We start from the raw sequence: 19,963 nt of genomic DNA on the forward strand, positions 1-19,963 counted from the left end.
TCCTCCCGCTTGGAGTACCACCACCATGACCCCACCCCTGCGCGTCCTCGTCCACGGCGCCGGCATCGGCGGCCTGACCGCCGCCACCGCCCTCGCCGGCCGCGGCCACCGGGTCGACGTCGTCGAGCTGCGCGACGCCCTGGAGGCGCTCGGCGTCGGCATCATCCAGCCCTCCAACGCGCTGCACGTGATGCGCGAGATCGGCGTGCTGGAGCAGTGCCTGGCGGTCGGCTTCGAGTGGGAGGTACTGACCATCTGCGACCCGGCCGGCGGCGTCCTCGCGAAGATCCCGCAGCCCCGGATGGACGGCGCGCCCTCCAACAACGGCATCCCCCGCCCGGCGCTGGCCGAGGTGCTCGCCGCGTCCGCCACCGCCGCCGGGGCGACCCTGCGCTTCGGCACCACCGTCACCGAACTCGCCGACGAGGGCGAGGAGGTGGCGGTCACCCTGTCGGACGGCAGCAGCGCCCGCTACGACCTGGTGGTCGGCTTCGACGGCATCGGCTCGCCGCTGCGCAAGCGGCTGTACGGCGAGAAGTACACGCCCGAGTACACCGGATTCGCCAACTGGCGGGTCACCCTGCCGCGTTCGCCCGAGCTGCAGGGCGTGCTGATGTCCACCGGCAACCTCGCGGCGAAGGCGCTGCTGACCCCGATCAGCGACGAACTCATGTACCTGGGCTCGGTGTTCGCCGAGGCCGCGGACTTCCGCCCGGACCCGGAGCGCGCCCACGAGCAGCTGCGCGAGCGCCTGGCCGGCTTCGGCGGGCCGATCGCCGAGGCGCTGGCCCGGGTCACCGACCCGGCGGCGGTGGTGTACTCGCGGATCTCGCAGGTCACCGTCGAGGAGCCGTGGCACGTCGGCCGGGTGGTGCTGGCCGGCGACGCCGCGCACGCCTCCACCCCGCACCTGGCGCAGGGCGCCGCGATGGCCGTCGAGGACGCCCTGGTACTGGCGCAGAGCCTGGACGCCGCCGAGACGGTGCCCGCGGCGCTGGCCGCCTGGGAGGAGCGCCGCCGGCCGCGCGCCATGTGGGTGCAGGCGCTGTCCCGGGCGGTCCTCAAGCAGGAGACCGGCACGCCGACCACCCCGGAGGAGGACGAGCTGCTCAAGGTCGGCGTCCCGGGCGCGGCGCACGTACTCGTCCAGCCGTACTGATCCCGCCACGGCGATCCGGCGGTACCGATCCGGCCGCACCGGATCCGGCCGCAGCGAAATCCAGCCGCCACGGCCCGCCGATCCGGCCGTTACGGCCCGGTAGCCCGCACGCGAACCACCCGGGCCCGGCGCGGACTTGTGTCCGCGCCGGGCCCCGGACAGACTTGACGCCCGTCCGACAAAGTGGCCAGCGCCCGAGGGGGACGGATGACGCCGTCGTTGTTCCGCATGCTCGACCTGCACGAAGCCGTGGAGAGGGCCCGGCAGCGACCGGACGGACGGCTGTTCGTCTCCGACTACAACGGCGGCCACCCCTTCGTGGCCGACTACCTCGGCGACCTCGCCCACACCCCGCCGTACCGGCTCGGCGACGTCGGCCGCTACGCGGCGCTCGACGAGGACCTCGCACTGCGCGCCAAGATCGCCCGCCTGCACGAGAGTTACGACGCCGAGCCGTGCTCGCCGGACCAGGTCGTCCCGGCCGGCGGCGCCAGCGCGCTGCTCGGCACCTTCTGCACCTGGCTGCGCACCACCGGCCGCACCCGGATCCACTACCTGCCGCCGGTGTACTACAAGTTCGCCTACTTCTTCCGGCGGTTCGGCATCGAGCCGGTCCCGGTCGCCGAGACGCACGCCCACCAGCCCGGATTCGACCTGCGGCTGCCGGACGAGCGGACCGTCCTGCTGCTCACCGACCCGGTCTGGTACACCGGCCGGCGGGTTCCCAAGCTGGTGCTGAAGCAGCTCGCCGAGTGGCAACTCGCCACCGGATCCCTGGTGTTCGTCGACGGCACCTTCCAGTACATGCGCTGGGACGGCGGGCGCCGCGAGGACTCCGCCGCGCTGCCCGCCGACCTCACGCTGCGGATGGTCTGCCCCACCAAGTTCCTGTCCATCCACGGCTACCGCTGCGCCCACCTGCTGGTGCCCGAGCCGCTGCGAGAACCACTCGCCGAGCTGCACCTCAACCTGCACGGCGATGTCACCCTCGCCGACCGGCTGTTCGCCCACCGGGCCGCCGACCTGATGCTGCTCGAGGGCAACCACCGCCTGCTCGACCACGTCCGCGCCGGCCACCAGCGCCTCACCGCCTCCGGAGCGCTGGCCGCCCAGGCGCCGATCGACACCGGCTACTTCCTGTTCGCCCGTCCCGCCGCCCCGCCCGAGCGCCTGCTCGCCCTGGACGGCCGCTACTTCGAACTCCCCGGCCACCCCGGCTATGTGCGGATCAACCTGCTCAACGAACCGGCTCTGGCGGGACTGGTGGAGCTGTGCGACCAGCGGCCCGGGTGATCGCGTGCCGCCGGGCCCAGACCGCCGCCGAGACCCGGGCCACCAGGCGGGCCGCCGGATCGGCCTCGGCCCCGTCGGCGCCCGAGGCCAGCGGGCCGGAGTAGCAGACGGCCAGCAGGTACGGCGGACAGTCCTGCGGACTGACCAGGCCGACGCAGTGCCGCACGCCGGGGAACCAGCCGTTCTTGAACGCGACCCTGGTCCCCGGCGGCAGCCCGGCCGCGAGGTCGACCCGGAAGGCGTTGCGCTCCAGCAGCGCGAGCACCTCCGGTTCGCCGTCCAGGGACTGCAGCAACCGGACGAGGTCGCGCGCGGTGACCAGGTTGTGCAGGCCCGCCGCGCGGGCCGGGTGGTCCTCGATGCCGCGCGGGCTGGCGCTGCGGGTGGCCCCGGCGCGCCGCCACACCTCGTCGACGGCCTCGTGGCCGGCCCGGGCCAGGCAGAGGTTGGTGGCGAGGTTGGACGAGTGGGTGATCATCCGCTCGGTGAGCAGCCCCAGCGGCACGGTGGCGCCGAGCAGCGTCCACGGCACCGGATCACTGTCCCGGTCCGGGTCGTTGGCGAACGCACCTCCCGCCCGCGACACGAAGCCGTTGACCACGGGCACCGGTTCGCGGGGGTCGGCCCCGGCCCGGTGCAGTGCGGTCAGGACGGCGACCTTCATCGTGCTGGCGGCGTCGTGCGGCTCGTCCCCGTTCCGCTCGAACACCGGCTCTGCGCCCCATGGGGCGACCACTACGGAAAGCATGTCGGCCACCGTCCCCGCCCGGAGCCCGCCCCAAACCGACGCGCGCCTCGACGATGCCGCCGGACGGCCGCCGGCCGCACCACACGTCCGGTTGAGACCGCACGCGCGGGTCATGGATACTCTTGGCGGATCCCGCATCCATCCGCCCGCACACGCTTTCTGTCGGTACGTCAGCCCCGTGACGCCGATTCCGCGCCTGCTGCCCCAGGAGGATCCCGCCCGTGCCAGCATCCCGTCAGGTCGGCCTCGCGCTCGCGGCCGCCGGCTCCGCGATCGCCGGGACCGTGCTCCCGTTCACCGCGCACGCCGAGACCACCGTGCTCCACGTCGACAACGGCCCCCGCTCGAACTGCTCGGACGCCGGGACCGGCACCCGGGAGCGGCCTTTCTGCACGGTCCAGGCCGCCGCCGACGTGGCCGGACCCGGGCAGACCGTCCAGCTCGCACCCGACCGGCGGTTCACCGGCCAGGTCACCGTCAGGCGCTCCGGCGAGCCCGGTCGTCCGATCGTCTTCCAGGGCGCCGAGCAGGCCGACCGCGTGCCGAACGCGTCCGTGGGCACCCGCCGCTGGGCCCCGGGGGCGCCCCCCGCTCCGCACGCCTTCGTGTTCGAGGGCGTGCACGACATCACCGTGTCCGGCCTGCGCCTCGACGCCCCGCAGGAGGGCGTGCTCGTCAAGGACTCCACCCGGATCCTCGTCGACCACAACGACGTGGAGGCGGGCGATCCGGCCCGCGGCGGCGTCCAGGCCTTCCCGGCGGCGACCCCGAGCGTCCGGATCACCGGTACGGGCGCCAACGTCACGGTGAGCCGCAACCGGATCTCCGCCGCGCCCGTCACCGGCGTCGCGGTCGACAGCGGGACCTCCGGCGTCGTCGTCACCACCAACCTGATCACCGGGGGCGCCGGCCGCGGCGTGGTGGCCACCGACGCGCCCCGCACGATCGTGGTGGGCAACACCTTCGGACGCAACTGCGGGACCGACCTGGAGTTCGCCGGGAACTCCACCGGGTCGGTGGCCGAGAACAACATCCTGGCCAAGCGTCCCGCCCCGCGCTGCGGCGGCGCACCGCCCACCGCGATACCCCTGGTGGTGTCGGCCGGATCCGTCCGGAGCACCAAGGTCGACTACAACACCGTCGTCCCGTCGGGCCCGTACGCCTATTCCTGGGGCGGCACCCCGTTCGCCACCCCCGAGGCCTTCCGGGCGGTCGGACAGGGCGCGAGCGACAACGCCGTCGACCCGGGATTCGCCGCCGACGGCGAGGACTACACCCCGTCCGCCGTGGCGGGTCTGACCGACGCGGCCGACCCGACCGCCCTCGGCACGCCGGCCACCGACCTCCACGGCGCCGAGCCGGCCGATCACCCCGGCTTCCCCAACCCCACCGCGTGGGGCTACCGGGACCGCGGTGCCATCGAGCTCCAGGACCCGCTGCGCGTCCGCGTGAGCGCCCGCCACCGCCCCTGGCCGGGCCACCCGCTCAACGTGCGGTTGGCGGTCGGGTACTCCGCCGGCTGGACACCGGGCACCGCGAGCCTGGACTTCGGGGACGGCAGCGTGCCCCGTGCGGTCGAGCTCGGCTACGGGTTCCTCGACCACGACTACCCCGCCCCCGGCACCTACACCGTGACGCTCACCGCGACCGGACCGGCCGGTCCGGTCCGCACGTCCACCTCCGAGGTCGCCCTGCCCGGCCCCGGCCGCACCGGCGGCTCCTGACCGCGGACGGCCGCGCGGGCCGCTGTTCGGCGGACGGCCCCTCAGGCACGCCGGGCGTTGCGGTACGGGTGCCGGTGCGCGCGCGGGTGCCCGTGCGGGCGCGGCTCGCGGGGGCGCTCGGGGGCGAGCCGGGCGGCCGGGAGGCGGGCGGTGTCCAGCGGCCCGACGGCCCGTCCGGCCTCCTCGGCGTCCTGGGCGCCCCCGGCCAGCGCCGCGAGGTAGCGGGCCCGGGGCTGCGGGACGGCGCCGAGCGAGCGCACGTGCGGGGAGTCCCACTGGGCGTCCAGCAGCGTGCCCCCGGCGGCGGCGAAGCGGGCGGCGAGGTCGGCGACGGCGACCCGCGCGGCGTCCGGGCGGCGGTGGAACATCGAGTCCAGGCTGAGCACCGGCCCGGCGGCGATCCCGAACACCCCGCCGACCAGCTCGCCCTCCTCCCACACCTCCGCGCTGTGGGCCGCGCCGATCCGGTGCAGTCCGGTCAGCGCCTGCTGCAACTCCTCGGTGAGCCAGGGAGGTTCGCGCCCCTCGGCGCAGGCGGCGAGCACCTCCCCGAAGGCCAGGTCGGCGGTGGTCCACCAGTCCAGGCGGTTGCGCAGCAGCCGGGAGAGCTTGCGGCCGATCCGGACGCCGTCGACGGCGAGCAGCGGCCGCGGGTCGGGCGACCACCAGGCGAGCGCGTACGGGTCGGCATCGAGGCCGGCGTCGGGGCCGGCGTCGGGGACCGGCAGCAGGGCGATCTCGCCGGCCGCCACCGCCCGTTCGCAGCGGGCCTCGTTGAAGGCGCTCGCGTAGGGGTCGGCGGCGGGCAGCGGGAACAGTCCGCGCCGGTAGGCGGCGAGCAGGGTGCGGGGCGCGAGGTCGGCGCCGAACGCGGCCGGGCCGTCGGCGGGTGCCCGGGCGACGTCGAGCGCCGCGAAGAGCTCCTCGGGGGCGGTGGCCGTCATCGCGGCGCCTCCAGCGGCGGATCCTCCGGCGACGGCGCCTCCGGTGACGGTGCCTCCAACGCCGAGGCGCCCTGCGGCCGGGGCTCGCGCGGTGCGTCGAGGAAGCCGTCCGCGGTGAGCCGGTCGAGGTAGAAGTCGAGCAGGGCGTCGTCGACGGCGGGCAGTTCCACCCCGCTGCCGGCCAGCGCCCGTTCGGTGTCGGCCCGGTCGAAGCGCGGGAACATGGGGCGGAAGTACAGCTCGCTGATGGACAGTTCGGTGCCGGGCACGCGGTCGACGAAGAGCGGCACGAACGGCGTCATCGGGTGGGTGGGGTGCCGGGCGGCGAACCGGACGAGGTCGCGCACCCACCGCGGGTAGGGGACGAGGCGGACGCGGTGGCCGCGGGCGCGCAGCCGGGCGGCGAGGTCGGCGAGGTCGGCCGGGTGCGGTGAGGTCAGGTGGTAGACCTCGCCGATGGCGGGGGCGTGGGCGACCACGTGGCAGACCGCCCGGCTGAACCGGTCGGCCGGCACGAAGTCCAGCGGCAGCCGGACGTCGGGGCAACTGCCGCTCTGCGCGATGTACTTGATCAGGGCGCAGATCTCGGTGCCGGTGTTCATCACGCCGGTGCGCAGGTCCCCGGTGACGTCGTTGGTGCGCAGCACGGTGACCGGCAGCCCGCCCGCGGCGGCGTGGTGGAGCAGCTGTTCGGCGACCCACTTGCTCTCGACGTAGCCGACGGCGAGCTTGTCGGGGTGGGCGAGCGGGGTCCGTTCGGCGACCTCGCGCACGCCCGCCGGGCCGAAGCCGGCCAGCACGGCGAGGGTGGAGAGGTAGTGGACGGGGATGCCGCGGGAGTGTCCGGCGAGGCGGATCACCTCGCGGGTTCCGGCGACGTTGGCGGCGCGCAGCTGGTGGTAGGGGTAGAGGAAGTTGACCTGGCCGCCGAGGTGGTGGACGGCGTCGAGGCCGGCGGCCAGCCGCTCGAAGTGCTGCCGGCTCAAACCGAGCCGGGGTTCCGCGAGGTCGCCGACGAGCGGGACGACGCGGCGGTCGGCGAGGTCGTGGCGCAGGTAGCGCTGCTGGGCGGCGCGCAGGCGTTCGAGGGCGTGTTCCTCGTCGGGGGCGCGGACCAGGCAGTGGATGCGGGCGTCGGTGGTGTGCAGCAGGGCGTCCAGCAGGTGGGCGCCGCAGAAGCCGGTGGCGCCGGTGAGCAGGATCTCGGTGGGTTCGGCGCGGGAGGGGGCGGGGCTCCAGGACTGCCGCAGGGGGGTGTCGAGGCGGGCCTCGGCGGCCCAGTCGACGGCGGCCTCGCCGGCGGGGGGCCCGCCGGCGGCGAGGGTGGCGGCGGCGAAGGCGCGCAGGGTGGCGTCGCGCAGTAACGCGCGGGTGAGGAAGCGGATCCGGGTGACGTCGATGCCGAACACGATGCGGGCGCGGGCGAGCATCTCCATGGCGAGCAGGGAGTTGCCGCCGAGTTCGAAGAAGTCGTCGTCGGGGCCGATCTCCTCGATGCCGAGCAGTTCGGACCAGAGCCGGGCGACGCCGGTCTCGACGGCGGTGCCGGTGCCTCCTGCGGCGGGTGCCTGCTCGCGGCGGTCGGGGGGCGCGTCCGCCCGGGCCCGCGCCGCCGCCCCGTCCGGCCGGTCCCCGGCCTCCCGATGCCCCTCATAACGGCCCCCGTCCGCCGGGCTCCGGTCCGCCCGTTCGCCGTCGCGCGGCCGCACCCGGGGCGGGGCGTCCGGCAGCCGGCGGCGGTCGATCTTCCCGGCCGGGGTGAGCGGCATGCCGGCGAGCGGAACGAAGCGGTCCGGGACCATGAAGTCCGGCAGCCGTTCGGCGAGGTAGGCGCGGATCCGGCCGCGCCGGGCGCGGGGGCCGGAGACGGCCCGGTCGGTGAGCGTGTAGTACGCGGTGAGCACGCGGCTGCCGTCGCCGCCCTCGCCGGCGGCGACCCGCGCCTGCCGGACGTCGGGGTGGCCGGCGAGCACGGACTCGACCTCGGCGGGGTCGACGCGGTGGCCGCGGATCTTCAGCTGGTCGTCGTAGCGGCCGAGGACCTCCAGGGTGCCGTCCGCCCGCCAGCGCCCGGCGTCGCCGGTGCGGTACATCCGCTCGCCGGGGCCGGGGGCGTAGGGGTCGGGCAGGAACGCTTCGGCGGTCGGGCCGGGCGCCTTCCAGTAGCCGCGGGCCAGGCCCGGCCCGCCGAGGTGGATCTCGCCCTTCTCGCCGGGGCGTACGGGGCCGAGCCGGGCGTCCAGCACGTGCACCCGCACCCCGGGCAGCGGCCGTCCGATCGGTACCGGGGCGCCGGGTCCGTGCGGACCGGGCGCGGCGAGCGTGCGCCGCGTGACGGCTCCGAGCGTGGAGGTGACGGCCGCCTCGCTGACCCCGTAGGCGTTGACCAGCCGGACGCCCGGCAGCCGTTCCAGGCAGGCCCGGCAGTCGTCCTCGTGCACGGTGTCGCCGCCGACCACGATCAGCCGCAGTCCTTCGGGCGCGGGCCCGCCGGGCGGGAAGAGGCCGAGCAGGTGGTGCCAGTAGGCGGGCGTGAGGTCGGCGACGGTGAGCCGCAGCGCGGGCATCCGGTGGGCGAGCTCGGTGGGCGCCCAGGTGCGGGCGCCGCCGAGGACGAGGGTGGCTCCGGCGGCGAGGGTGGCGAAGACCTGTTCCAGCGCGGTGTCGAAGCCGAGCGCGGCGAGCTGGAGCACCCGGTCGGCCGGGGTGAGCCCGTAGGCGTCGATCACCCGGTCCAGGGTGAAGGCCAGGGCGCGGTGGGTGACCGGCACGCCCTTGGGGGTGCCGGTGGTCCCCGAGGTGTAGATCAGGTAGGCCAGGTCGTCCGGCACGCCGATGTCGGGCACCTCGGCCGGCGCCGTGGCGCCCTCGTCCGGGGTCACCGTCCGCACCTGCGGGAAGCGCGTCCCCTCCCCCGCCACGACCAGGTGCGCGCCGCAGTCCGCGACCAGCCGGGCGAGCCGCCGGTGCGGGTGCGCCGGGTCCAGCGGCAGGAAGGCGCCGCCCGCCTTGAGCACGGCGAGCCAGGCGGTCACCAGGTCCGCTCCGCGTTCCAGGCACACGGGGACGATCCGTTCCGGCCCGGTGCCCAGGGCGCGCAGCACCGCGGCGAGCCGTTCGCTGCGGGCGTCCAGCTCTCCGTAGTCGAGCGTGCGGTCGTCCGCGACGACGGCGGCGGCACGCGGGTCGTGCGCGGCGCGTGCCCGGACCAGCCCGTGCACGGTGCCGGCGGACCCGGAGCGGGGTCGGGCACCGATTCCGGGTTCGTGTCCGGGGGGTCCGCAGCCGAGTCCGGCGGGAGCCCACTCGCGCTCCACGTACCCGCGGCACTCCTCGGACGGGGCGGGCCCGAACACCGGGCGCCAGCCGCCCGGCACCGTGAGGTCCCCCGGCCAGATCGCGTACTGACCGTCCTGGCTGACCAGCACGGCGTGACGTCCGGAACGCGCTCCGGGCTGTGCTCCCCGTGCGCTCTCTGCTGCATCGTCCACCGGCTTGACCTCGTGCTGTGGCGGCAGAATGCTGGGAGGTGCGACATTTCCGACTATACGCACTCAAGGCCCATTTCGAACGTCCGACCGGACCTCCCCGGCCCGGGACGGACGCTCGCGAGCCCCTGCCCGGACCCCACCGTCCCGCTCGGGGCGGGCGTGGTGATGCCGAGGAGGAGGTAGCTCGTTGACACGTCGGCGCCAACGCCTGATGGTCTGTTACCTGGCGTGGATGGTGCTGTTCACCGGCATCTACTACACCAACCCCTCCCAGCGGATCATCTGGTGGACGGGCATCGGCCTGGGCGGCGTCGCCGCCATCGTGGTCGGCGTCCGCCTCAACCGCCCCTCCCACGCCGTCTACTGGTACCTGCTGGCGCTCGCCAACCTCAGCTTCACCGCGGGCGAGGTGGTGCAGGTCGTCCAGATGCAGTTCCTGCACCTGGGCAGCCCGTTCCCGTCCGTCGCCGACGGCTTCTACCTCGCCGAGTACCTGCTCTACGCGGCCGGCGTGCTGGGCTTCATCCGCTGGCGGACGGCGCATCAGGACCGGGCCAGCCTGCTGGACGCGCTCATCCTCACCATGGGCCTGGCGCTGCTCGCCTGGATCTACCTGATCCTGCCCTACGCACGGAACCCGGACCTGGACTGGTTCCAGAAGGCCGTCTCGATCGCCTACCCGCTCGGCGACGTCGTCGTGCTCGCCCTGCTGCTGCGGCTGATCGTGCCGCGCGGCGGGGTCAGCCGCTCCCTGCAGCTGCTCGCCGCCGGAACGGTCGGCCTGCTGGTCTCCGACATCCTGTACGGGCTGATCCTGCTGCACGGCGACTGGCACATCGGCACCCCCGTGGACCTCGGCTGGGCCGCCTTCTACACCGCCTGGGGCGCCGCCGCGCTGCACCCCTCGATGGTCGAGCTGACCAGACCCATCCCCAGCCAGCAGCCGGACATCGGCCCCGGCCGGCTCGCCCTGCTCACCGCGGCCTCGCTGATCGCGCCGACCATCCTGATGGTGGAGGCGGCCAACGGGAACACCAGCAACGCCGGGGTCATCGGCGCCTTCTCGGCGATCCTCTACCTGCTGGTGCTCGCCCGGCTGGCGGTCGTGGTGCGCGCCCGCCGGCAGGCCGTCGCCCGCGAGCGGGCGCTGCGCGAGGCCGGCTCCTCGCTCACCGCGGCCGTCACCGTCGAGGAGGTCGCCGACGCCGTCCAGGCCGCCGCCTCCACCCTGATGCCCACCGAGCCGGGCCACGTCGCGCTGCTCGCCGTCACCGACGGCGGCGTGCTGCACGTCCGGCACGCCGAGCGCGGGGCGGGCCGCCACCACCTCGGCGCCGGACGCGACTCGGGCGAGGTGCTCGCCCTGGCCGCCTACCGGGAGACCCGGCTGCTACCCGTCGAGGACATCGGCAGCGGCCTCGCCGCCCGGATCGACGGCATGCCGAACGCCCTGCTCTGCCCGCTCACCCTCGCCGAGCGCCCCTCCGGCGACCCGCTGATCGGCGCGCTCATCGTCACCGGCACCGAGCAGGAGCTGACCAGCCTCTGGGGCTCGCTGGAGATCCTCGCCGCGCAGGCCGCGCTCGCCGTCGAGCGGGTCATGCTCAGCCAGGAGATCACCCGGCGCGACAGCGAGGCCTACTTCCGCACCCTGGTGCAGAGCGCCGGCGACGTCATCCTGATCCTCGACGACGACGACTCGGTGCGCTACGCCTCGGCCTCCTCCGCCGGGCGCGTCCTCGGCCGCTCCGACCTGGAGGGCACGCTGCTCACCGACCTGGTGCCGCCCGAGGACAGCCGGGCGGTCGGCAAGGCGCTGGCCCGGATGCGCGGCCCCGCCGTCACCGGCGGCGCCCGCTCCGGCCTGGACACCCAGCGTGAGCACTGGCGGTTACTGCGGTCCGACGGCTCCCCGATCGAGGCCGAGGTGCGCTGCAACGACCTGCGCGACGATCCGACGGTCGGCGGTCTGGTGCTCACCCTGCGCGACGTCACCGAGCAGCGGCAGATGGAGCGCGAACTCACCCACCGGGCCTTCCACGACTCGCTCACCGGCCTCGCCAACCGGGTGCTGTTCCGCGACCGGGTCGGCCACGCGCTCTCCCGCGGCGAGCGCAGCGGCGCCGTCACCGGGGTGCTCTTCCTCGACCTGGACGACTTCAAGGTGGTCAACGACACCCAGGGCCACGCGGTCGGCGACGAGCTGCTGGTCGCCGTCTCGCTGCGGATCTCCACCGCGCTGCGCTCCTCCGACACGGCCGCCCGGCTCGGCGGCGACGAGTTCGCGGTGCTGGTGGAGGACGCGCTGGAGCCGGCCGACGTCGGGACGATCGCCCAGGCCGTGCTGGCGGCGTTCACCGAGCCGTTCAAGCTGAGCGCGGGCGCGGTGCGGGTGTCGGCGTCGATCGGGGTGGCGACGACGGAGGACAGCGTGGACGGCACCGAGCTGCTGAGCCACGCGGACCTCGCGCTGTACTCGGCGAAGGCGGCGGGCAAGCGGCAGTGGTGCCTCTACCAGCCGGCGCTGCAGGCCGGGCTGATGGCGCGGCACGAGCTGAACGAGAACCTGGACGCCGCGCTCGCCGAGTCCGCCTTCCGGCTGTACTACCAGCCGATCGTCGATCTGCGGACGGGTGACCTGGTCGCCTTCGAGGCCCTGGTCCGGTGGCCGCACGACCGGCGCGGCATGGTGCTGCCCGACGAGTTCATCGCCCTCGCCGAGGAGAGCGGCCAGATCGTGCCGCTCGGCGCCTGGGTCCTGGAGCGCGCCGCCCAGGAGGCGGCCGCCTGGCACGACCTCAGCACCCCCGCCCGCGCCACCGCCGGCCTGCCCCCGCTGCGGGTCAACGTCAACGTCTCCGCCCGCCAGTTCCGCGACGCCGGCTTCGTCGACGTGGTCCGCGGCGCCCTGCGCTCCTCCGGCATCCCGCCCGGGTCCCTGGTCCTGGAGCTGACCGAGTCCGTCCTGATGCGCCGCGACGACCGCGTCCACACCGACATGCACACCCTCGGCGAACTCGGCGTCGGCATCGCCATCGACGACTTCGGCACCGGCTACTCCTCGCTGTCCTACCTGCGCGAGTTCCCGATCTCCGTGCTGAAGATCGACAAGTCCTTCATCGACGGCCTCGGCCTCTCCCAGCAGCAGTACGCCCTCGTCGAGGGCATCACCCGGATCGCCGACACCCTCGACGTCCAGGTCATCGCCGAGGGCATCGAGCACCCCGAACAGCGCGACCTCCTCGCCGCCATGGGCTGCCCCCTCGGCCAGGGCTACCTCTTCGCCCACCCCCTCACCGCGGACCAGGCCCAGGACTTCATCACCCGCCACACCACCACCCTGAGCCACCCCTCCCGCACCGGCCCGTGAGCCCAGGAGAACACCACCCGGAACATGAACGCCACACGGAGTTGCCATCTCCGAGGATCATCCGGGCCGCCGCCTACGGCACCCGGAAGGCGCCCGCGCGGGCGGCATGCTCGGCGGCGGCGGCGGCGCGATCGGCGGCGGCCTGGTCGAGGGGGTCGGGGGTGGTGAGCATGCGGTAGTAGAGGGGGGCGGAGACGGCGCGGATGACTTCGGCGGGGTCGGTGCCGGGCGGGAGGTCGCCGCGGTCGACGGCCTCCGTGACGCAGGGGGCCCACTCCTCGACGCGGGCGCGGTAGAAGCGGTGGAGGGCCTCGGCGGCGGCCGGGTCACAGGTGGCGGCGACCAGCACGGCGCGGAACAGGGCGCCCTGGCGGGGGTCGGCCAGGGTGCGCCGGACGAGGCGGGCGTTGGCCCGCAGGTCCTCGTGGAGGGAGCCGGTGCGGCTGCGCGGGAGGGACTGCTCGGCCATGTCGGCGAGGACGTCGGCGAGCAGCGCGCCGACCGAGCCCCAGCGCCGGTAGACGGTGGTGCGGCCGACCTCCGCCCGCCGGGCGATGTCGCCGAGGTCGAGCCCGGCGAAGCCGACCTCGACGAGGGCGTCCTCGGCCGCCTTCAGCACGGCGGTCCGCACGCGCGCCGTCCGGCCGCCCGGCCGCTGCATGCCCTGGGCTCCCTGGGTTCCCTGCGGGCCCTGCGGGCTCGATGAAGTCATTAACGGGATTCCTGTTCCATTAGCGTCGCCGACAGTGCTAGGGTCGGTGGCATCTTAACGGCACCACAGTCCCGTTAGCGAAGGGAACCCCCCATGGAGCACCGCCGCCTCGGCGCATCCGGCCTCACCGTCCCCGCCCTCTCCCTCGGCACCGGCACCTTCGGTGGCCGCGGCCCGCTCTTCGGCGCCTGGGGCAACTCCGACGCCGACGACGCCCGCCGTCTGCTCGACATCGCCATCGACGCCGGCGTCACCCTCTTCGACACCGCCGACGTCTACTCCGACGGCGCTTCCGAGGAGGTCCTCGGCCAGGCCCTCAAGGGCCGCCGCGACCAGGTGCTGATCTCCACCAAGGCCGGCCTGCCCGTCGGCGACGGCCCCAACGACGCCGGCACCTCCCGCGCCCGCCTGGTCACCGCCGTCGACGCCGCGCTGCGCCGCCTCGACACCGACCACATCGACCTCTTCCAGCTGCACGCCTTCGACGCCGCCACCCCCGTCGAGGAGGTGCTCGCCACCCTGGACGACCTGGTCCGCGCCGGGAAGGTCCGCTACACCGGCGTCTCCAACTTCTCCGGCTGGCAGCTGATGAAGTCCCTCGCCGCCGCCGACCGCGACGCCCGCCCCCGCTACGCCGCCCACCAGGTCTACTACTCCCTCGTCGGCCGCGACTACGAGTGGGAGCTGATGCCGCTCGCCCAGGACCAGGGCGTCGGCGCGCTGGTCTGGAGCCCCCTCGGCTGGGGGCGCCTCACCGGGCGGATCCGCCGCGGCGCCCCGGTCCCGGCCGGCAGCCGCCTGCACGACACCGCGGACTACGGCCCGCCGGTCGACGACGAGCTGCTGTACGACGTGGTGGACGCGCTGGACGCGATCGCCGAGGAGACCGGCCGGACCGTCCCCCAGGTGGCGATCAACTGGCTGCTGCGCCGGCCCACCGTCTCCTCGGTGATCATCGGCGCCCGCAACGAGGAGCAGCTGCGCCAGAACCTCGGCGCGGTGGGCTGGGAGCTGGCGCCCGAGCAGGTCGCCCGGCTGGACGCGGCCAGCCTGCGCACCGCGCCGTACCCCTACTTCCCGTACCGCCGTCAGGAGGCCTTCGCCCGCCGCAACCCGCCGCTCGCGGGCTGAGCACGGGCGGGGGCGTGCGGGCGGGGGCGCGGGCGGGCAATAACCGCTTGTCATCGCAGCTCACGGCAGGGCATCGTCAAGACCATGATCGAACTGAGTGAACTGACCTCCGACGACTGGCCGCTCTGGCGCGAGCTGCGCCTGGCCGCCCTGGCCGAGGCGCCGTACGCCTTCGGCTCCGCGCTCGCCGACTGGCAGGGCGAGGGCGACCGCGAGGAGCGCTGGCGGTCCCGGCTGGAGATCCCGGGCGCCCTCGACCTGGTCGCCCTCGTGGACGGCGAGCCCGCCGCGATGGCGACCGGCGTGCCGCAGGACGGTCACGCCGAGCTGATCTCGATGTGGGTCGGCCCGAAGGCGCGCGGCCGGGGCGTCGGCGCCCTGCTGATCACCGGGATCGAGCGGTGGGCCGCCCGGCAGGGCCTGCCCGCCCTGCGCCTCGCCGTGATGCCGGGCAACACCCACGCCATCGCCCTCTACGAGCGCACCGGCTTCACCGACACCGGCGAGCCGGGTGACCTCCTCCCCGACGGCGTGAGCCGCGAGATCGTGATGGCCAAGCCGCTGCCGGCCGCCTGATCAGGCGCGGCTGCCCAGCGCCCGCAGGACGAACGGGAGGAGGCGGTCGGCCGTCTCCTCCGCCGCCCGCGCGTCCACCTGGTCGGGCGCCTCCGGGGTGAGGAAGAACCGGCTCATGACCGGGCCGACGACCACGTCACCGAGCAGGCCGGCGTCCTCGGGCGGCGGGATCTCCCCGCGCTCGACGGCGCGCCGCACGATCGTGCCCACCCGCTCGTGCACCGGCGCCAGGAAGGCCGCCGCGAGCGCCTCGGCCAGGGCGGTGCTCCGGGTGGCCTCGCCGATCAGGGCCCGCATCAGCCGGCCGCCCTCGCCGGTCATCGCGGCGGCCTTGTCCCGGAGCAGGGCGCGCAGATCGCCTTCGAGGCTGCCGGTGTCGGGCTGGACGGTGAGGTCCTCGGTGCAGAGCGCTGCCGCGGCGATGACCAGGTCCTCCTTGGAGGACCAGCGGCGGTAGAGGGTGGCGGTGGAGACGCCCGCCCGGGCGGCCACCGCGGCGGTGGTCAGCCCGCCGTAGCCGCTCTCGGCCAGTACGGCCAGGGTCGCGTCCAGCAGTGCCCGGTCCCGGCTCGCGTCACGGGGGCGGCCCCGGCGTGCCGCGGTCTCAGTCATTCCACCAGCATATCGGCACAAGAAACGAAAACGTTTCGTTTCGTATAGGCTCGGCGGCATGAGCGCCTCCACCGAACCCCTCGCCCTGGACGCCGCCGACGCTGCCGCCGACATCACCGGCACCGCCACCGACGCCACCGACGCCGCCTCGACCGTCGCCCGTCTGAACGCCGCCTTCGCCGCCGGCCGCACCAGGCCGGTCGCCTGGCGCAAGGCGCAGCTGCGCGCCCTGCGGCGCCTGCTCGTCGAGCAGGAGGCCGTCTTCGCCGCCGCCCTCTGGGCCGACCTCGGCAAGAACGCCACCGAGGCCCACACCACCGAGATCGGCTTCACCCTCAACGAGATCGACCACACCCTGCGCCACCTGGACCGCTGGCTGCGCCCGCGCCGCGTCCCGGTGCCGCTGTCGCTCCAGCCGGCCCGGGCCCGCACGGTGCGCGAGCCGCTGGGCACCGTGCTGATCATCAGCCCGTGGAACTACCCGCTGCAGCTGGCCCTCTCCCCGCTGGTCGGCGCCCTGGCCGCCGGCAACACCGCGGTCGTCAAGCCCAGCGAGCTGGCCCCGGCGACCTCGGCCGCCCTCGCCGAGTGGCTGCCGCGCGCCCTGGACCCGCGGGCGGTGGCCGTCGTCGAGGGCGGGGTGCCGGAGACCACGGCGCTGCTGGAGCAGCGCTTCGACCACGTCTTCTACACCGGCAACGGCACCGTCGGCCGGATCGTGATGGCCGCCGCCGCCCGCCATCTCACCCCGGTCACCCTGGAGTTGGGCGGCAAGAGCCCCGCCGTCGTGGAGCCGGGCACCGACCTCGCGGCGGCGGCCCGCCGGATCGTCTGGGGCAAGTTCATGAACGCCGGGCAGACCTGCGTCGCCCCCGACTACGTGCTCGCCGTCGGGGACACCGCGCCGGCGCTGGAGCGGCACCTCACCGCGGCGATCCGGGCGATGTACGGCGCCGACCCCGCCACCAGCCCCGACTACGGGCGCATCGTCAACGAGCGGCACTTCGACCGGCTGTCCGCCCTCCTCGGGGACGGCCGCCTGGTCACCGGCGGCGACCGGGACCGCGCCACCCGCTACCTCGCCCCGACCGTCCTGGCCGACGTCGAGCCGGACGCGCCGGTGATGCGCGAGGAGATCTTCGGTCCGGTCCTGCCGATCGTCCGCGTCCCCGACCTGGACGCGGCGATCGCCTTCATCACCGCCCGCGACAAGCCGCTCGCCCTCTACGCGTTCACCGCCTCGGCCCGTTCCAAGGCCCGGCTGACCGCACAAACCTCCTCCGGCGCCCTGAGCTTCGGCGTCCCCAACGCCCATCTGGCCGTGCCCGGACTGCCGTTCGGCGGCGTCGGCGAGAGCGGCATGGGCGGCTACCACGGCCGGCACTCGCTGGACACCTTCAGCCACACCAAGGCCGTCCTCGACAAGCCGCTGCGCGCGGACACCCTGCGGCTGGCCTACCCGCCGTTCACCGCGCGCAAGTCGGGGCTGCTGCGGCGGTTCCTGTAAGGCGAGGCCACCTCCCGACTCCTCCCGGCTCCTCCCGGTTCCTTCCGGTTCCTCCCGGTTCAGGCACTCCACAGGTAGACGCTGAACGACGTGGCCTCGTCCCCGAGGTCCCACGACCGTCGCTCGGTGAACACCCGGCGCCCGCACCCGAGTTCGCGCTCGCACCCACGCTCGGGCGCCGGCTCGGGCTCCGGCGCGTCGGCCGTCGCGGTGAGGACGGACAGGGCCATCCTCGTCATCGCGGCGCCACGCAACGGCCGGAGGGACTGCGTCGTCTCGCTCATGCCGCCAGCCTCTCGGCCCCGCTCACCCGACTCCCGGACATTCCCCTGCCGTTCACCCGATCAACGGACCGTACGGGATGCGGACTTGACGCCTCCGGGGAAGAGCCGGCCGAGGTGGTGGTGCAGGACGCCCGGGGGAACGCCCCGCCATCGTCGACGACCACCTGCCGCGGTTCATCAGCGGCGCGGTCAGGGCGGCCCGCTAGCCTCCGGACATGGCGAACTACGCGTATCTCTGCACCACCGAGGTGGCCTCCCTCTACCCCTCCAGCCAGCTGAAGGGCTTCGATCCGCAAGGCGGGGTCATCGCGCACGACGTCTCCGGCGTGCCGCTGCTCTGGCTGGCCATGTTCCGGCCGGCGGACCTCGTGACCGGGGTGTTCACGATCGACGAGGACGACCTGGACGACGACGAGGAGGCGGAGGTGGAGGCCACCGCGCCGCTGGTGGCGAAGGAGCGGGCACTCGCGCAGCTCGACGCGGCGCTGCCGGTGCTGAACGCGCTGTTCGCCGCCGAGGGTCCGCTCGACACCCATGCCGCGCTGCTGCGGCAGGCGGTCGAGCAGGCGCCGGGCGCGTTCGTGACGATCGAGCTCGACGAGATCGAAGGGATCTGGGAGGAGGAGGGCACCTTCCAGCCCACCCTGCGCGCCGCACTGGCCGGCCTCGACGGCGGCCTCGACGGCAGCGCGCGGACCGCCGCCGACCGCGCGCGGCTGATCGAGCTGTCGCGACTGCGGCCCGGCCGCCCGTTCCCCTCCGCCCGGCTGATCGTCGACGGGCTGGAGGCCGGTGACGACGACTACTGGAACCTCGTGCGACTGCTCGGCACGAGCTTCGCCGCCGAGGTGCCGTGGGAGAGGGCGGCCTGATTCGATCGACCGCAAGGAAGTGATCGCCAGAAATTTACACAACTGCCATCTGACAGTTCTGCCACTTCCCTAACTTGGGTGGGGCCCGGCCACGGACCCGCGGCCGGGCCCCACCAGAGTGAGGCCGCACATGACGCACGACGGCACCATCGGCATCGTCCAGATCTCCGACACCCACTTCCGCGCCGCCCCCGGCACCCGGTCCTTCGTCGCCCACGAGCCCGAGGACGGCCTCGCGGCGGTGTTCGCCGACGCGGCGGACGCGATCGCGGACGCCGCCCTGGTGGTCGCCACCGGCGACCTGGCGGACCTCGGCGAGCCCGGTGCCTACGACCGGCTGGGCGGGATGCTGGACACGCTGCCCACCCCCGTCTACTGCCTCGGCGGCAACCACGACCGGCACGACCCGATGCAGGCCCGGCTGCCCCGCCCCAACGTGCACGTCGAGCCCGCCGTCCAGGTCGGCAACTGGCTGATGCTGCTGCTCGACACCAACGCCCACGGGCGCGAGGCCACCGACGACGGCGGCTACCGCGACCTCGACGACCGGGTCCACCGGGCCGCCCAGCCCGGCCTCACCCCGGTCGAGGAGCAGCGCGCCCGCGCGATCCTGACCGCCACGGGGGCGGAGCACGTCTTCCTCTGGCTCCACCAGCCGCCGCTGCCGCAGACCGCCCCGGACACCGAGACCTACCGCGAACTCACCCGGCTGGTCCGCGACTTCCCCACGATCCGGGCGATCGGCGCCGGCCACCTGCACGGCGACCTCTCCGGCGAGTTCGAGGGCCGCCCGGTCCACGTCTGCCCGTCCAGCTTCATGAGCATCGACGCGCCCAACCGCATCCTGGAGGGCCCCGGCTACCGCACCTACCGGCTGCACCCCGACGGCCGCGTCGACACCGAGGTCCGCATCGTCCCCGGCCCGATGACCGAGGCCATGCGCGCCACCCCCATGCCGGCCTTCCTCGCCGACATGATGGCCGGCCGGATCACCGGCCGGGAGCTCAACGCCCTCAGCGACGACGAGTTCGAGGCCCGCTACGGCGAGCGCCGCCCGCTCGCCCACCGGTAGCCACGCGGCCCGGCCGACCGCCGCGCCCGATTGTCGGTGCCGGATGACAGGCTGCGCCCATGAGTTACGACCTTGCTGTATGGGAGGGCGAGCGGCCCGCCGACGACGCCGCCGCGAGCCAGTGCTTCGACGACCTCTACGAGAGGTACGTCGGCACCGACATCCCCCCGACCGACCGCATCGCCGCCTACGTCGCCGCCCTCCTGCAACGGTGGCCCGACCTGACCGAGGACGAGCACGACATCTCGCCCTGGTCGACGGGCCCCCTGATCGGGGAGGCGAGCGGCCCGCTGATCTACTTCCCGATCCGCTGGAGCATGGTCGAGGAGGCCGCCGTCCACGCCTCGCAGCTGGCCGCCTCGATGGGCCTCAACTGCTTCGACCCGCAGTCCCAGTGCCTCCTGCCGGGGTGACCGCGAGGATTTCCGGGTTCCCGCCCCCGGCGCACCCTCGGCCCCGTCCTCGGCC

16 protein-coding genes are annotated in these 19,963 nt (G+C 74.6%); 10 read left to right on the forward strand and 6 right to left on the reverse strand.

Features of this window, described 5'->3' with window-relative positions; all coding sequences use genetic code 11:
• The first annotated feature begins 25 nt into the window (after positions 1 to 25).
• Together ACFVUH_RS02270 and ACFVUH_RS02275 are read left to right on the forward strand one after the other, a co-directional pair.
• Positions 26 to 1,159, forward strand: coding sequence for an FAD-dependent monooxygenase (locus ACFVUH_RS02270; RefSeq protein WP_387910592.1), 1,134 nt, complete (start codon positions 26 to 28; stop codon positions 1,157 to 1,159).
• A gap of 207 nt (positions 1,160 to 1,366) precedes the next feature.
• Positions 1,367 to 2,452 carry an aminotransferase class I/II-fold pyridoxal phosphate-dependent enzyme gene (locus ACFVUH_RS02275; RefSeq protein ID WP_387910593.1) on the forward strand — a complete coding sequence of 362 codons (1,086 nt, stop codon included), beginning with the start codon at positions 1,367 to 1,369 and terminating at the stop codon, positions 2,450 to 2,452.
• Here ACFVUH_RS02275 and ACFVUH_RS02280 read toward each other — a convergent pair.
• Positions 2,397 to 3,161, reverse strand: a complete 765-nt coding sequence (locus tag ACFVUH_RS02280; RefSeq protein ID WP_387910594.1) for a serine hydrolase — start codon at positions 3,159 to 3,161, stop codon at positions 2,397 to 2,399. The two genes, ACFVUH_RS02275 and ACFVUH_RS02280, sit on opposite strands and share 56 nt — an antisense overlap.
• A 260-nt stretch (positions 3,162 to 3,421) precedes the next feature.
• Between ACFVUH_RS02280 and ACFVUH_RS02285 the strand changes: the two genes are divergently transcribed.
• Complete coding sequence (locus tag ACFVUH_RS02285) at positions 3,422 to 4,924, forward strand: right-handed parallel beta-helix repeat-containing protein (RefSeq protein WP_387910595.1); 1,503 nt, start codon at positions 3,422 to 3,424, stop codon at positions 4,922 to 4,924.
• A 41-nt stretch (positions 4,925 to 4,965) separates the two neighbouring features.
• On the opposite strand, the gene ACFVUH_RS02290 is transcribed toward ACFVUH_RS02285, so the two are convergent.
• Positions 4,966 to 5,868: a leucyl/phenylalanyl-tRNA--protein transferase gene (locus ACFVUH_RS02290; protein ID WP_387910596.1), complete on the reverse strand. Its 903-nt coding sequence runs from the start codon at positions 5,866 to 5,868 to the stop codon at positions 4,966 to 4,968.
• Positions 5,865 to 9,422 (reverse strand): amino acid adenylation domain-containing protein, encoded by a 3,558-nt coding sequence (locus ACFVUH_RS02295; protein ID WP_387910597.1) that lies wholly within the window; start codon positions 9,420 to 9,422, stop codon positions 5,865 to 5,867. Before ACFVUH_RS02295 ends, ACFVUH_RS02290 begins: the two co-directional genes overlap by 4 nt.
• Positions 9,423 to 9,546: 124 nt before the next feature.
• Between ACFVUH_RS02295 and ACFVUH_RS02300 the strand changes: the two genes are divergently transcribed.
• The gene (locus ACFVUH_RS02300) at positions 9,547 to 12,729 is read left to right on the forward strand and encodes a putative bifunctional diguanylate cyclase/phosphodiesterase (RefSeq protein ID WP_387910598.1); all 3,183 of its coding nucleotides are present in this window, start codon (positions 9,547 to 9,549) and stop codon (positions 12,727 to 12,729) included.
• 73 nt (positions 12,730 to 12,802) lie between these two features.
• Here ACFVUH_RS02300 and ACFVUH_RS02305 read toward each other — a convergent pair whose 3' ends face one another.
• Positions 12,803 to 13,441 (reverse strand): TetR/AcrR family transcriptional regulator, encoded by a 639-nt coding sequence (locus tag ACFVUH_RS02305; protein WP_387910599.1) that lies wholly within the window; start codon positions 13,439 to 13,441, stop codon positions 12,803 to 12,805.
• Between the two features lie 93 nt (positions 13,442 to 13,534).
• Here ACFVUH_RS02305 and ACFVUH_RS02310 point away from each other — a divergent pair, with 93 nt between their 5' ends.
• Both ACFVUH_RS02310 and ACFVUH_RS02315 read left to right on the forward strand, forming a co-directional pair.
• Complete coding sequence (locus tag ACFVUH_RS02310) at positions 13,535 to 14,572, forward strand: aldo/keto reductase (RefSeq protein ID WP_387910600.1); 1,038 nt, start codon at positions 13,535 to 13,537, stop codon at positions 14,570 to 14,572.
• Positions 14,573 to 14,656: 84 nt separating this feature from the next.
• Positions 14,657 to 15,148, forward strand: coding sequence for a GNAT family N-acetyltransferase (locus ACFVUH_RS02315; RefSeq protein WP_387910602.1), 492 nt, complete (start codon positions 14,657 to 14,659; stop codon positions 15,146 to 15,148).
• On the opposite strand, the gene ACFVUH_RS02320 is transcribed toward ACFVUH_RS02315, so the two are convergent.
• Positions 15,149 to 15,760 (reverse strand): TetR/AcrR family transcriptional regulator, encoded by a 612-nt coding sequence (locus ACFVUH_RS02320; RefSeq protein WP_387910603.1) that lies wholly within the window; start codon positions 15,758 to 15,760, stop codon positions 15,149 to 15,151.
• A gap of 58 nt (positions 15,761 to 15,818) precedes the next feature.
• Between ACFVUH_RS02320 and ACFVUH_RS02325 the strand changes: the two genes are divergently transcribed.
• On the forward strand, positions 15,819 to 17,267 hold the full coding sequence (locus ACFVUH_RS02325) for an aldehyde dehydrogenase family protein (protein ID WP_387910604.1): 1,449 nt from the start codon (positions 15,819 to 15,821) through the stop codon (positions 17,265 to 17,267).
• A gap of 59 nt (positions 17,268 to 17,326) precedes the next feature.
• Here the strand turns inward: ACFVUH_RS02325 and ACFVUH_RS02330 are convergent, their stop codons facing one another.
• Positions 17,327 to 17,551 carry a hypothetical protein gene (locus ACFVUH_RS02330; RefSeq protein WP_387910605.1) on the reverse strand — a complete coding sequence of 75 codons (225 nt, stop codon included), beginning with the start codon at positions 17,549 to 17,551 and terminating at the stop codon, positions 17,327 to 17,329.
• A 215-nt stretch (positions 17,552 to 17,766) separates the two neighbouring features.
• On the opposite strand from ACFVUH_RS02330, the gene ACFVUH_RS02335 reads away from it, so the two are divergent.
• The 3 genes from ACFVUH_RS02335 (at position 17,767) to ACFVUH_RS02345 (ending at position 19,908) form a co-directional block, all read left to right on the forward strand.
• Complete coding sequence (locus ACFVUH_RS02335) at positions 17,767 to 18,423, forward strand: hypothetical protein (RefSeq protein ID WP_387910607.1); 657 nt, start codon at positions 17,767 to 17,769, stop codon at positions 18,421 to 18,423.
• Between the two features lie 130 nt (positions 18,424 to 18,553).
• A complete protein-coding gene (locus ACFVUH_RS02340) occupies positions 18,554 to 19,495 on the forward strand; it encodes a metallophosphoesterase (protein ID WP_355366697.1) in 942 nt (313 codons plus the stop codon).
• Positions 19,496 to 19,554: 59 nt separating this feature from the next.
• Positions 19,555 to 19,908, forward strand: coding sequence for a hypothetical protein (locus tag ACFVUH_RS02345; RefSeq protein WP_355366694.1), 354 nt, complete (start codon positions 19,555 to 19,557; stop codon positions 19,906 to 19,908).
• The last annotated feature ends 55 nt before the right edge of the window (positions 19,909 to 19,963 follow it).

This window comes from Kitasatospora sp. NPDC058032, assembly GCF_042885845.1.
Classification (GTDB): domain Bacteria; phylum Actinomycetota; class Actinomycetes; order Streptomycetales; family Streptomycetaceae; genus Kitasatospora.

Coding starts and splice junctions, on each gene's coding strand:
- ACFVUH_RS02305 (WP_387910599.1), bottom strand. CDS start 13,441: ATGACTTCATCGAGCCCGCAGGGCCCGCAGGGAACCCAGGGAGCCCAG.
- ACFVUH_RS02270 (WP_387910592.1), top strand. CDS start 26: ATGACCCCACCCCTGCGCGTCCTCGTCCACGGCGCCGGCATCGGCGGC.
- ACFVUH_RS02310 (WP_387910600.1), top strand. CDS start 13,535: ATGGAGCACCGCCGCCTCGGCGCATCCGGCCTCACCGTCCCCGCCCTC.
- ACFVUH_RS02340 (WP_355366697.1), top strand. CDS start 18,554: ATGACGCACGACGGCACCATCGGCATCGTCCAGATCTCCGACACCCAC.
- ACFVUH_RS02335 (WP_387910607.1), top strand. CDS start 17,767: ATGGCGAACTACGCGTATCTCTGCACCACCGAGGTGGCCTCCCTCTAC.
- ACFVUH_RS02330 (WP_387910605.1), bottom strand. CDS start 17,551: ATGAGCGAGACGACGCAGTCCCTCCGGCCGTTGCGTGGCGCCGCGATG.
- ACFVUH_RS02325 (WP_387910604.1), top strand. CDS start 15,819: ATGAGCGCCTCCACCGAACCCCTCGCCCTGGACGCCGCCGACGCTGCC.
- ACFVUH_RS02320 (WP_387910603.1), bottom strand. CDS start 15,760: ATGACTGAGACCGCGGCACGCCGGGGCCGCCCCCGTGACGCGAGCCGG.
- ACFVUH_RS02275 (WP_387910593.1), top strand. CDS start 1,367: ATGACGCCGTCGTTGTTCCGCATGCTCGACCTGCACGAAGCCGTGGAG.
- ACFVUH_RS02345 (WP_355366694.1), top strand. CDS start 19,555: ATGAGTTACGACCTTGCTGTATGGGAGGGCGAGCGGCCCGCCGACGAC.
- ACFVUH_RS02315 (WP_387910602.1), top strand. CDS start 14,657: ATGATCGAACTGAGTGAACTGACCTCCGACGACTGGCCGCTCTGGCGC.
- ACFVUH_RS02290 (WP_387910596.1), bottom strand. CDS start 5,868: ATGACGGCCACCGCCCCCGAGGAGCTCTTCGCGGCGCTCGACGTCGCC.